This window comes from Cupriavidus sp. 2KB_3, from assembly GCF_052115685.1.
Lineage (GTDB): Bacteria > Pseudomonadota > Gammaproteobacteria > Burkholderiales > Burkholderiaceae > Cupriavidus > Cupriavidus campinensis.
Map to the genome: position 1 here is coordinate 178,445 of NZ_JBFRHD010000009.1, position 12,843 is coordinate 191,287.

10 protein-coding genes and 1 pseudogene are annotated in these 12,843 nt (G+C 66.3%); 4 read left to right on the forward strand and 7 right to left on the reverse strand.

What is annotated here, in order from left to right:
• The first annotated feature begins 2 nt into the window (after positions 1 to 2).
• Together AB4120_RS12185 and AB4120_RS12190 are read left to right on the forward strand one after the other, a co-directional pair.
• On the forward strand, positions 3 to 971 hold the full coding sequence (locus AB4120_RS12185) for a Bug family tripartite tricarboxylate transporter substrate binding protein (protein ID WP_149138855.1): 969 nt from the start codon (positions 3 to 5) through the stop codon (positions 969 to 971).
• Between the two features lie 4 nt (positions 972 to 975).
• Complete coding sequence (locus tag AB4120_RS12190; RefSeq protein WP_441642294.1) at positions 976 to 3,222, forward strand: molybdopterin-dependent oxidoreductase; 2,247 nt, start codon at positions 976 to 978, stop codon at positions 3,220 to 3,222.
• A gap of 21 nt (positions 3,223 to 3,243) precedes the next feature.
• Here the strand turns inward: AB4120_RS12190 and AB4120_RS12195 are convergent, their stop codons facing one another.
• From AB4120_RS12195 to AB4120_RS12215, 5 genes are all read right to left on the reverse strand, one after another.
• A complete protein-coding gene (locus AB4120_RS12195; RefSeq protein ID WP_149139383.1) occupies positions 3,244 to 3,990 on the reverse strand; it encodes an aspartate/glutamate racemase family protein in 747 nt (248 codons plus the stop codon).
• Between the two features lie 11 nt (positions 3,991 to 4,001).
• Positions 4,002 to 5,420, reverse strand: a complete 1,419-nt coding sequence (gene hydA / locus AB4120_RS12200) for a dihydropyrimidinase (protein ID WP_441642295.1) — start codon at positions 5,418 to 5,420, stop codon at positions 4,002 to 4,004.
• Between the two features lie 27 nt (positions 5,421 to 5,447).
• Positions 5,448 to 6,176, reverse strand: a complete 729-nt coding sequence (locus tag AB4120_RS12205; protein ID WP_149138853.1) for a maleate cis-trans isomerase family protein — start codon at positions 6,174 to 6,176, stop codon at positions 5,448 to 5,450.
• 63 nt (positions 6,177 to 6,239) lie between these two features.
• Entirely contained in the window at positions 6,240 to 7,451 is a 1,212-nt protein-coding gene (locus tag AB4120_RS12210) for a serine hydrolase domain-containing protein (RefSeq protein ID WP_441642296.1), read from the reverse strand.
• A 25-nt stretch (positions 7,452 to 7,476) separates the two neighbouring features.
• A complete protein-coding gene (locus AB4120_RS12215) occupies positions 7,477 to 8,775 on the reverse strand; it encodes an MFS transporter (RefSeq protein ID WP_149138851.1) in 1,299 nt (432 codons plus the stop codon).
• Between the two features lie 193 nt (positions 8,776 to 8,968).
• Between AB4120_RS12215 and AB4120_RS12220 the strand changes: the two genes are divergently transcribed.
• Positions 8,969 to 9,691 (forward strand): GntR family transcriptional regulator, encoded by a 723-nt coding sequence (locus AB4120_RS12220; protein ID WP_149138850.1) that lies wholly within the window; start codon positions 8,969 to 8,971, stop codon positions 9,689 to 9,691.
• 152 nt (positions 9,692 to 9,843) lie between these two features.
• Entirely contained in the window at positions 9,844 to 10,983 is a 1,140-nt protein-coding gene (locus AB4120_RS12225; protein ID WP_262389753.1) for a hypothetical protein, read from the forward strand.
• A 141-nt stretch (positions 10,984 to 11,124) separates the two neighbouring features.
• Here the strand turns inward: AB4120_RS12225 and AB4120_RS12230 are convergent.
• Positions 11,125 to 11,343, reverse strand: a pseudogene (locus AB4120_RS12230) (SDR family oxidoreductase); the annotation flags it as partial.
• A 53-nt stretch (positions 11,344 to 11,396) separates the two neighbouring features.
• The gene (locus AB4120_RS12235; RefSeq protein WP_149138849.1) at positions 11,397 to 12,722 is read right to left on the reverse strand and encodes a hypothetical protein; all 1,326 of its coding nucleotides are present in this window, start codon (positions 12,720 to 12,722) and stop codon (positions 11,397 to 11,399) included.
• Between the last annotated feature and the right edge of the window lie 121 nt (positions 12,723 to 12,843).

The window sequence follows — 12,843 nt, forward strand, 5'->3', positions numbered from 1 at the left end:
TCATGTTTGCTCGCGCGATGCGCATCCTCGTTCCCCTCCTTGCCGCCGCCGCGCCGCTCGCCACGCATGCGGCCTGGCCCGACGCCTCCAAGCCCATCCGCGTCGTCGTGGGCTTCCCGCCGGGCGGCGGCGCCGATGCGCTCGCGCGCGCCGTTGCGCCCGCGCTGTCGGAGCAGTTGAAGACCAATGTCATCATCGACAACCGTCCCGGCGCGGGCGGACTGATCGCCACGGATATGGTCGCGAAGTCCGCGCCGGACGGTTACACGCTTTACGTCGCCACGCCGGGCTCGTTCACGATCTGGCCGAACCTGCGCAAGCTGAACTACGACCCACAGAAGGACTTCGCGCCGATCAGCGTGCTGGTCACGATGCCCAATGTGCTCGTGACGGGCGCCGACGCGCCATACAAGGACGTGCAAGGCATGCTCGCGGCCTTGCGCAGCGCCAACGGCAAGTTCTCCTACGCATCGGGCGGCAACGGTACCATCGGCCAGATCGCTGCCGAGCAGTTCAAGATGCTGACGGGACTGCAGATGCAGCATGTGCCGTACAAGGGCACCACGCCTGCGCTGACCGATGTGATGGGTGGCATCGTGCCGATCACGTTCTCGGATCCCTCGGCGAAGCCGCTGATCGCATCGGGCAAGCTCCGTGCGCTGGCCGTGACCACCGCCACGCGCTCGCCGCAGTTTCCCGGTGTGCCTACCATCGCGGAGTCGGGGGTTCCCGGCTATGACGTCACCAACTGGTACGGGATGGTGGCGCCCGCCGGCACGCCGGCCGAGGTTATCGCGCAGCTGAACAAGGCACTCGTGAAAGTGATGGCGGATCCCGATATCCGACAGCGTCTGGCGGTCTCGGGCATGGACGCCACGTCCAACACGCCGCAGCAATTCGCCAAGCTGCTAAGTACGGAGCGCGCCAAATGGGGCGACCTGATCCGCAAGGCCGGCATCCAGGGCGATTGAGATCGTGACCATTCGCCGCTATCCGCAACTGGCGCATTGGGGCGCCTTTACGGCAGTCGTGGATGACGGCCGGCTCGTCCGCTGCGAACCATTCGCCGCGGACCCCAACCCCTCGCCGCTGCTCGAATCGATCGCGCCGATGGTCTACTCGCCCACCCGGATTCGCACGCCAATGGTGCGGCGCGGCTGGCTCGACAAGCGCGAGGCTGCCGATGGCCATGCACGCGGACGCGATGATTTCATCGAAGTATCCTGGGATGTGGCGCTTGATCTGGTCGCCAGCGAGATCACGCGGGTACGTGACGCCCATGGCCCGTCCGGCGTGTTCGGTGGATCGTACGGCTGGTCCTCGGCAGGCCGGCTTCACCATGCGCGTTCACTGATCCGCCGCTTTCATTTCAGCGGCGGCGGCTGCGTCGATCAGGTCGGCAACTACAGCTGGGGCACGGCGCAGTTCCTCTTGCCTCATGTGATTGGCACCGACCGTCCATTGACCGGCCGCGTGACCGCGTGGCCCAGCCTGATCGCGAACACCGAGATCTTCATCGCCTTTGGCGGACTGGCACTCAAGAACGGTCAGGTCTCCTCCGGCGGCGCGGCCGAGCATACGCAGGAAGGCTGGCTGCGCAAGCTGGCCGCCAGTGGCGCCACGGTCATCAATATCAGTCCAACCCGCGACGACTGCCCCGACTTTCTCGGTGCCGAATGGATTCCGATTCGGCCGAACACCGACGTGGCGTTGATGCTGGCGCTGGCCTACGCCCTGCGCCGCGCCGATGCGCACGACCCGGCGTTCCTCCAGACGCACTGCAGCGGCTGGGCCGAACTGGAAGCCTATCTGCTCGGACACAGCGACGGCACGCCAAAGACACCCGCCTGGGCCGCCGCCATCACCGGCATCCGCGCGAACCGCATCGAACAGCTCGCCACGCAGCTCGCCGGCAAACGTAGCTACATCACCTGCAGCTTCGCCGTGCAGCGCCAGCATCGTGGCGAGCAGCCGTACTGGATGGCCATTGCGCTTGCCGCCATGCTCGGCCAGATCGGCCTGCCCGGCGGCGGGTTCGGCTTTGGCCATGGGTCGATGAACGGCGTGGGCAATCCGCGTGTGGCCACGCCGGGGCCGGAGATGCCGGTCGGGCGCAACCCCGCCGGACTGGACATTCCCTGCGCGCGGCTCTCGGACATGCTGCATCATCCGGGCACCCCTTATCGCTTCCGTGGCGAAACCCGCCACTATCCGGACGTGAAGCTGATTCACTGGGCCGGCGGCAATCCGTTTCATCATCACCAGCAACTGTCGCGGCTGCGTGAGGCGTGGGCGCGGCCACAGACCGTCATCGTCCAGGACATCTACTGGACCGCCACGGCGCGCCATGCCGACATCGTGCTCCCCGTTACCACGGCGCTGGAGCGCAACGATATTGGCGGATCGTCGCGCGACCGCTACGTGCTGGCGATGCATCAGGCCATTGCGCCGCTGCATCAGGCGCGCAGCGATCTCGATATCTTTACCGCTCTGTCGGAGAGACTGGGGTACCGCGAAGCCTTTACCGAGAACCACGACGAGAGGGGTTGGCTCGCCGCGATCTACGCGCGATGCCGCGACGCGCAAGCGCGTGCCGGCATCGAACTCCCGGCGTTCGAGGAATTTTGGCGGAGCGGCTACGTCGCGCTGCCGCCACCGACGGAGGACTTCGTACTGTTCGATGATTTCCGTCACGACCCTGCCGCGCATCCCCTGCGCACGCCGAGCGGACGCATCGAACTCGCCAGCCCGACCCTCGGAACACTATCGAAGGATTGCGGTACGCATCCCAACTGGCAACCCCCGGTGGAATGGCTTGGCGCCCCGGCGGCAGAGACGTATCCGCTGCATCTCGTTTCCGTTCAGCCCGCCGATCGGCTGCACAGCCAGCTCGACCCCGCCCCGCTGGCGCAGGCGGGCAAGATCGCCGGGACGGAGCGGATTACGCTCCATCCCGAGGATGCCGTGGCGCGCGGCCTGCATCCCGGCATGCGGGTGCGGGTGCACAACGCGCGGGGCACGCTTTGCGCCGGGCTGGCGACCAGCGACGGCGTGGCGCGCGGCGTGGCCGTCATGGCCACCGGCGCCTGGTACGACCCCGATGCGGATGGCGTGGACCGTGCAGGCGCCGCGAACACGCTCACGCTGGACATCGGCACGTCAGACCTGACGCAGGGCCCCAATGCCATGAGCTGTCTGGTAGACGTCTCGCGCGATGCCTGAATCTGGGGCGCCAACGGGGGATTAGCCGCTCTGCCCCAGCAGCCGCGCCAGCGTCGGCGGCAGGCCCGCGTTGGGCTTTTGCGGCGGCCGCGCGAAGCTGCCTTCGCGCGCGCTGCCGGCCTGCAGCGCCACCAGCGACTCGCAGTGCCGCACGGCGCTGCTGACGCCATCCACCACAGGCACCGGGATCTTTCCCTTGAGCGAGCGCGCCAGCCCGGCCAGCGGCGCACCGGCCACGATGATCACATCGGCGCCGTCCTCGCGCACGGCCTGCAGGCTCATGGCCTCCAGGCGCTCCGCATGGTCCTCCTGCACGCTGCCAATGTCACGCAGCGGCGACTGCAAGGAGCGGATGCTGGCCAGGCGCGACGTCAGGCCATTGGCGGCCACGCATTCGCGATACCACGCCTCAATGCGATGCGAGATCGCAATGATCGATAAGCGCTGGCCCAGCAGGCAGGCACTGGCCAGCGCGGCTTCCGTCATGCCGACGACCGGCACATCGAACAGCTCCTTCAGACCGGCCAGGCCCGGATCGCCGAATGCGGCGACCACCAGCCCGTCGAACTGGCCGGCGTGCTCGGCCGCCGCGCATGCGGTGGCATAGCCGCCCACCAGCGCCTCGAAGCGCGTTTCGATATAGGCCACGCCAAACGCCGCAGTGGCCATCGTGACGCGGGTGTCCGGTGCGGCGGTGCGCTGCGCCTCCGCGTGGATCAGGTCGGTGACCGACGCGCTGATATTGGGATTGACGATCAACAGGTTCATGGTTTGCGCCATCAGATCTCGGGTTGGCCCGCTTCGAGGAACCGGCCACGGCCGGCCTTCGGCTCCAGGTATTCGCCGTTGCGCACGATCATCTCGCCCCGCGAGAACGTGGTCATCGGCCAGCCTGTCACCTCGATACCTTCATACGGCGTGTAGTCCACGGCGTGATGCAGGTTGCTGTTGGCGATGCGCATCTGGCGCGCGGGGTCCCACAGCACGATGTCGGCATCGGCGCCAATCGCGATGGTGCCCTTGCGCGGGTAAAGCCCGTACAGCTTGGCCGGCCGGTACGAGGTCAGTTCGACGAACTGGTGCAGAGACAGCTTGCCGCGCGTCACGCCATCGAACAGCAGCGGCAGGCGTGTCTCGATGCCGGGCACGCCGTTGGGGATGTGATCGAACGGCTGCGCCGTGCCGCCGAGCTTCTTGCCCTCGGGATCGTCGTAGTTGAACGGCGCATGGTCCGACGAGAAGACGCTGAACACGCCGTTGGCCAGCGCGCGCCACACGGCGGCCTGGTTCTCCGGGTCGCGCGGCGGCGGGCTGCACACGCACTTGGCGCCCTCATAGCCGTCGTCGCCAGGCAGGCCCATGTCTTCGGCGGTCAGGTACAGGTACTGGGGGCAGGTCTCGGCGAGGATCTTCATGCCGCGGCCCTGCGCCCAGCGGATCTGTTCGATGGCTTCCATGCCGGACACGTGCACGATCAGGATCGGCACGTCGACGAGTTCCGCGAACGAGATCGCGCGATGCGTGGCTTCCCGCTCCACCACCGCGGGGCGTGCCAGCCCGTGGAAGCGCGGCGCGATGCGGCCTTCGCCCACCAGCTTGTCGGTCAGCCACGAGATGCAATCGGCATTCTCCGCATGCACCATCACCAACGCCTTGTTCTGGCGGGCGACGTCCAGCACTTCCAGCATTTCCCGGTCGGACAGCTTCAGGTCGTCGTAGGTCATGTAGACCTTGAACGAGCTGTAGCCCTGGCGGATCAGCGCCGGCAGTTCGTCCTGCAGCACGGCGGGCGTCGGGTCCGCCACGATCAGGTGGAAGGCGTAGTCGATCACCGCGCGGCCATCGGCGCGGCGATGGTAATCGGCCACCGCCGCCCGGAGCGAATGGCCCTTCTCCTGCGCGGCGAACGGGATCACCGTGGTGGTGCCGCCGCACACCGCCGCGCGCGTGCCGGTGAAGAAATCGTCGGCCATGCGCATGCCGTCTGGCATGGGCTGGTCCAGGTGGCAATGGCCGTCGACACCACCGGGCAGGGCCAGCAGGCCCGTGGCGTCGACTTCCGTTGCGGCGGCGGGCAGGTCGTGCCCGAGCGCCACGATGCGGCCGTGGCGCACGCCGATGTCACAGCGGAAGCGGTCCGAAGCGGTGACCACGTCGGCATTGCGGATCACGAGGTCAAGAATGTTGTCTGCAGGCATGGTCATCCCTCCGTTACGCGCCCTGGCTTACTCGACTTCGCGGAACAGCCGGCCCCAGCCCTTCAGGGCGCGGGTGTCCACGCCGGCCAGGCGCAGCGACTTCCACACGACCGTGGAGATCGTGTCATAGAGCGGGATGCCGGTCTCGGCTTCCAGTTCCTCCGCCAGATGCGCGGCGTGCAGGTTGGTGCAGAACGTGGAGATGGCCTGCACGTTTTCCTTCGCCAGCTCGCGCACCATCGCGCGGATCGTGTCCTCCTGAACCTCGGCGAAGCTGTAGTTCACGTGGAGCTCCAGGTGACGCTCGGCCGTGCAGTCGAAGCCGCTGCGCTGGTAGTTGGCAATGATCCGCTGCTGCACGTCGGCCAGATACGGCGTGGCCAACCCGAAGCGGCGCGCGCCGGTCTTCTCGAGGATTTCGTTCAGGGCGAGGACCGAGGTGGTGGCGGGAATGCCGGTGGCTTCGGTGATCTGCTTGCACAGCGCCTGGTCACGGTCGAAGCCGAGCCAGCCGGACGAGGTGCCGTTCCACGCAATCACGTCGACACGGGCATCAGCCAGCAGGCGGGCCGCCGCGAGGATCTTCTCCAGGTCGAACTGGCCCAGCGCCTGGTCACGCAGCGAAATCTCGGTGACGGTGAAGCGTGAGAAATGCGCGCTGACGTTGGGCAAGCCGCTGACCATCGCGCTGGTAATCGGCTCCAGCGCGGTGTTGGAAGACGGCGTCAGCATGCCAAGGCGAATCTGTTTGCTCATGGTTGGTTCTCAGGAGTTTGCGGGCACCGTCTGGGAGCGACGCCTCTGCGGGTTGTATTGGTTTTATTGTTCGGGCTTGTCGTTGAAGGCGAGCTGCGTGCCGGGCACACCGTGGCTGGTGCGCGCCAGTTCGAGTTCTCGCTTCAACGCGGCTTGTCGCGCGGCGTCCGGCTTGACGGCATTGCCGGCCTGCAGCGCGGGAAGCACATAGTCGTTGACCATCTGGCGATAAAGGTCGAGATACTTCGCGTCGCGCAGGCCGCCCTGCGTCGACATGATGCTGTTCATGACGATCACTGCGTTCTGCTTGGGCAGCACCGTGATGAACTGGCCCTTGTAGCCCATGGCGCTGAACTCGCGCTCGCTCTTGACGATGTTGTTGACCCAGCAGTAGTAGCCATAGTCTCCGGCGGGGCCGGACGGCGTGGTCATCTGGGCCACCCACGAGGCGGGCACGATCTGCTGGCCGTTCCAGCGGCCCTGGTTCAGCATCAGCATGCCAAGCCTGGCCATGTCAAGCGAACGCAGGCGCAGCCCCCAGCCACCGGATACGGCGCCTTTGCCATCCGCCCCATCCCAGCGGTAGTGCGCCATGCCCAGCGGCTTGAACAGGCGCTGCGCGGCGTACTGCTGCTCCGGCATGCCCGTGACCTGGCTGATCGTGGCGCCGACCAGCACGGGATTCACGTCGATGTAGTCGAACTCCGTACCGGGCTTGGCCCGCACACTGGCCGACGCGGCCACCTTGAGGCGGTCCGGCACGCCGTAGTACAGCGTGTCGGTGCCTTCCACCAGCTTGTACGACAGGCCGCTCGACATCGACATCAGGTGCCGCAGCTGGATCTGCTGCTTGTCCGCCAGTGACGGGGCGAGGTCGGGACGTGCGGCCGCCAGCCTGGGGGCGGGCGCGTCGCTCGCGCTGAGCTTGCCGTCACCGACCAGCGTGCCCACCAGCAGCGCGCTGATGAACTTGGTGACGGAGTACAGCTCGTGGTTGTAGTCCCGGGAGAGGCCGTCGCCGTAGCGCTCGAAGACGATCTTGCCGTCCTTGATGACGAGCAGGCTGCGCACGTCGAGCTGGTCGCGCCGGATCCACTCGGACAAGGCGACGAGCCGCGTGGAATCCACGCCGACCGACTCGGGCTGTGCGGTGGGAATGCCCTCGGTGGTACCGGTGGCGGCGGTGGTGGCGGTGGCGGTGGCAGCCATGGCCGGCTGTGCCAGCAAGGCGCCAGCGGCCAGCAGTGCCGCCACGACGGGGCGGAATCGTTGCATATTGGTCTCCTCCAGCCGATGCCCGTCAGACCGGGATCTTCTTTTCGTAGTCGATCGCCGTGGACGACAGCAGCAGGCCCACGCCGGCGGCAGCAAAGAACATCAGCGCCAGGAAATACGAGCCGGTGAACTGCACGATCATGCCGACGATGATCGGCACGCAGATGCCTCCGATATTGCCGCCCAGGTTCATCACGCCGCCCAGGAAGCCGATCTTGTCACGGGTGCCCAGGATCGACGGGATGCACCAGAACAGGCCGCACCAGCGCAGGAAGAACAGCGTGCACGACAGCAGGGCCACGACCACCGTGGCGTTGGTGACGTAGGCCACGGAGAAGATCGACACCGTGGCGACCACGGCGGCAATGCCGAACAGGGTGCGCATCACCACGTTGGGGCGGCCGCCGGCCTCCTTCCACTTGTCCGCGATCCAGCCGCCAACCAACTCGCCCACAAAGCCGCTGAAGAAGATGATGAAGCTGGCACCGCCCATCGCCTTGATGTCGAAGCCGTGCACCTTGTTGAGGTAGTTGGGCATCCAGGTGAGCAGGCCGTAGAACACGGAGTTGAAGCACATCCAGCCGATGGCCATGCACCAGACCGAGCGGTACTTGAAGAAATCGAGCGAACGGCCCGAGAGGTTGTCCGGCTCGGCGCGATGCTCGCTGGCCTGGGCTTCCTCGATATAGCGTGCCTCGAGTTCGTTGACGCCGGCGTGCTGGCGCGGGGAATTGCGGATGTACCACCAGGCCACGGCGCCGGCGATGACGGTGCCCACGCCGGCTACGACGAAGGCCAGGCGCCAGGAGTCGAGCGCGGCAATCAGCCAGGTGATGATGATCGCGCCCAGTGCCGCGCCAAGCGGCGCGCCGCCGTCGAGCAGCGTGGCACCACGGCCGCGTTCGTTCTGCGTCATCCAGATGGCATTGAGCTTGCCGCCGGCCGGATAGATCGGCGCCTCGGCGGCACCGAGGCCCAGGCGGGTCAGCAGGAGCGCCGTGGCGCTGGTGCACACGGCGGCCATGGCCTGGAAGGCGCCCCAGAACACGGTGGCGCAGGCAATCACGATGCGCGGCTTGTATTTGTCCGCCAGCATGCCGCCCGGCACCTGCATCAGGGCATAGGTCCAGAAGAACGAACTGAGGATCAGGCCCTGCATGGTGGGGCTGAGGTCAAACTCCTTCGCGATCAGCGGCATGGCCACGGACAACGACGCGCGGTCGATGTAGTTGATCGCGATCAGGAACAGCATCATCAGGAAGATCTTCCAGCGGACGGTGCTGCGCGTGGCCGGCATCGTGGCGGCCTGGCTCGTGGATGGCATGACGGGGGTCTCCTTGCTCCTTGGGTGCTGCGTTGTCGAGGCGTTTCTGTTCTGGGTGTCGCGCAACTGGACGGAGTATAGGATACGTAATCTGTAATTACAACGCGTGTAAGTCATTGATTTATATGCATAGGGTAAGCACCAATTCCGGGTGTGATACGCTTCGCTTCAGTGCAATTTCCCCATTCTGGTGATGTCCGTGACACAAGCGCTGCCCAAAACCGCCCGACTCCGCACTCTTGGCATGTCCGCCGAAATCGCGGCGCGGCTGCGCACGATGATTCAGGAAGGCGAGCTGCCGCCCGGGGTCCGCATCGACGAAAAGGCGTTCTGCGAAGCGTTCGACGTTTCGAAGACGCCCCTGCGTGAAGCGCTGAAGGTGCTGGTGTCGGAAGGGCTGGTGCTGCATCGCCAATACATCGGCTATCGCGTGGCGCCGCTGGACCTGGAGGAATTGCGCGAGACCTTTGAAATGCTGCATGGGCTGGAAGCCCATGCCGGTGAACTGGTGGCCCGGCGCATGAGCGACGCGGCGCTCGCCAGGATCGAGCGCAAGCACCAGGCCATGATCGACGCGCATGCAGCCAGCCGGCGCACGGACTACTTCCGCATCAACCAGGAAATCCACCAGCTGATTGTCGACAGCGCGGACAACGCCGTGCTGTCCGGCATCTACGCCACGCTGATGAGCAAGGTGCATCGCGCGCGGGGCGCGGCCAACACCGACATGCTGCGCTGGCAGGAATCGCACGAGGAGCACGAGGCCATCATGGCCGCCCTGCGCGAAGCGGGCCGTGCGCGACTGCCGCAGATCCTGCGCGAGCATTCCGAGAACACTGCGAAGGAAGTCTTGCGGGTACTCGAGCAAACCCTCGCGGAGCCTGCCGCGCGCGTGGCCGGCGCCAGGGGGCGCTAGGGGACGCTAGGGGGCGCCAGGGCGGGGGCCGCTGCGGCAGGAGGACAGCGCATTCTCCTTGGCGATTCGGTCGCCCTTGGAGGAAAATCCGCTTCAAATCGGTTCGCGCGCTTTCGCGACCGATCACCGAAAAGGCAGCAATCAGCGCAGCCATGCAGCCCACACCCCACAAAAGTCTGCCCGACACCACTCGCGACCCCGCCAGCCGCGTCGCCCCGAAGCGCGGCGTTTGGCTCGGCGTGTGGCTCGGGGCGTTCGCACTACTCCCCGGCTGTACCTCCATTGGCCCCACGACCATCGTGGCGGACCGCTTCGACTACAGCGCGGCGATCGCCGACTCCTGGAAACAGCAAACCCTGTTGAACATCGTCAAGCTCCGCTACGTGGACCTGCCGATCTTCGTGGACGTGGCATCGGTGGTTAGCGGTTACTCGCTGCAAGCGGGGGTTTCTGTGAGCGGCACCGCTTCGACGGCGAGCGCGGTACAGGGCAACTTCCTGGCTACGGGCGTGCAAGGCGTCTATACAGACCGGCCCACCATCACCTACACGCCTGCGACTGGCCAGAAATTCGTGCGAGGGCTGATGGAGCCCATCGATCCCAAGAACATCTTCCTGATGCTCCAGAGCGGCTACGCCGCCGACTTTGTGCTGGGCATGACGGTGGAGTCGCTCAACGGCGTGCGCAATCGCGCAACCGCTGCAGGCATGGTGCGCGAGGCGGACCCGGAGTTCCTGCGCGCCATCGAGTTGATGCGCGATGTGCAGGCCGCCGGCGCGTTCTCCATGCGGGTGGAGGAAGACAAGGTCAAGGGATCCATCGGCGTACTGCTGTTCCGGCGCGAAGACATGCCTGCGGACATCGTGGACAAGGTGGTGGAGATCCGCCGCCTGCTGAAGCTGCCCGCCACGACGCAGAAGTTCACGCTCAGGTATTCGCCGGCCCGTGGCGCGGAGGACGAACTGTCGGTGAACAGCCGCTCGATGCTGCAGATCATGCTTGCCTTCTCCAGCTACCTGGAGGTTCCCGAGGCCCACCTGAAAGATCACAGCGCGCTGCCTGGCCTCGCGCAGACCACCGAGCAGGCGCAGCGGGGCGCCGTACGGATTCACAGCGGCAAGGAAAAGCCGATGGAAGCCTATGCCGCCGTGCACTACCGAGGTTACTGGTTCTGGATCAACCAGGGCGACCTGACCACCAAACGGGCGCTCTCGGCCATCATGCTGTTCTTCACTTTGACCGATACCGGCAGCAAGGAGCCGCTGCCGTTGATCACCATTCCCGCCCAGTAGGCCAATAGCCCAATAAGCCAATAAGCCAATAGGCCGATAGCCCGATAGTCCGATAGGCGGACGATTCCTGCCGAAGGCGTCGCCGTGCTGTCTCGGGCGGGTGTTCGCCTGTGCGCTCAGATCTGCGCCAGGCCGCCATATTCGGATCGGGCCGGGGCTGACGACGTTGACGCGGATCGCGCGGTCCTTCAGGTCCAGCGCCCAGGAGCGGGCGAAATTGCGCACGGCAACCTTGCTGGCGCTGTAGACGCTGAAGTTGGCAGTGTCCTGGATCGACACCGTGGAGCCGGTCGGCACCACGGACGCGCCATCGACCAGCAGCGGCAAGGCCTTTTGCACGGTGAACAGCACGCCACGCAACCGGGCCGCAACCGGGCAGGATCGCGGGCCGATGTCGCGCCGGCCGGCGGCGGCTAACGCTTCCGGCAGGTACCTTGCACAAGGAAGGTCCAGTTCACTGGATCGGTCGGCTTGCTGGTCACCTCGGCGTAGTAGGCCATGCTGTTCTCGTCGAGCGGCATGAATACCTGCGTGCGCAGCCCGGTGACGTTGCTGGGCGGGACCGCCGGCACGATCCAGTCGGCGTACATGATGCCCGGGATGGCGGCCGGGGATGAGAAGCCCAGCAGGTTATTGGCCTGATTCAGCGTCAGTGAGGCAACCTGCCCGGTCCCGGCACTGGTGACCTGCCCCGTGTCGGAGATGGTCAGCACCTCTTCCTGCATCGAGCCATCGAGCGCGGCCCGGATGCCGAGGCCCGTGACAGCGGCATACGACACACCCGGCTGCCGACAGGCCCACTGCCCTGCTGCCTGGCTGGCCGTCAGCGTCTGGGCGGGCCGGAAGACGCCCGTTCCGGTGATGCGGTTGCCGCCAGTATCGAGCTGAAGGTGGTCGAGGTACAGCGATGTCACACCGTTCACCCTCAGCGGGAACACCTGTCCCCAGAGCTTGCCGCCCAACGTCAGCGTATAGGCGCCCGGGTAGCGCGTCTGGTCCGCCAGCGCCAGGGTGCCGGCATAGCCCATGCTGCAGGTGTCGCTGTACGGGCCAGCCTGGCACATCCGCACCGTGCCATCGGCGCCCACGCGCATCTGCCCGCCCATGCCGTACTGCACCTGGAGATTCCCCGAACTCGTGTAATACGTGGATTGCCCGCGCAGGAACGTGTAGGTACCGGTCAGTTCGGCCGCCGTCACCGGCGTGCTGACACTGCTCGCCGTGACCTGCCCCGACAGCTTGCCATCGCCGAGTTGCTTCGGCAGGCCGGTGATCTCGCCCGTCAGCGTGGTGCCGGACACCGTGAACGACGCCGTCACCGCGCCCAGCAGCGCGGTCACGAATGCCGGCGGTGGTTCGGCGCTGTCGGCCTCGAGTGTGCTGACGGTGTAGATGTTGCCGTTCTTGACGTAGTGGCCGATTACCGCGCCGGACAGGCCGAACGCCGAATCGGAGAAGCGGATTCGCACCTGACCAGCGGCCGGGGCATCCAGCGTCACGGCAAGCGTATCGCCAAAGCTAATCACGCCCAGGTACGTCACGGCCTGGGGCGTCGCCGGTGTCTCCGGCGTGCCCGGCGTGGATGGCGTGTCCGGCGTCACCGCACCGCCGTTACCGCCCCCACTGCCTCCACTGCCCGTGCCGTTCCCCCCATTGTTTCCCCCATCCCCGCCGCACGCCCCCAGTGCGACGCTGACCGCCAGGGCTGCCCATGCCTTGACCAAGCTTTCCCGTTTCATCTGCGACCCCTTCCCCGTTCGATAGTCTGCTGGCTCGCCGAGCCTGTTGTTTTGGTGCATGCCCACGTGCGCCGGCTTTGCATCCGGTCCCACGCGTGCAACAATCCGGCTGGATCATAGC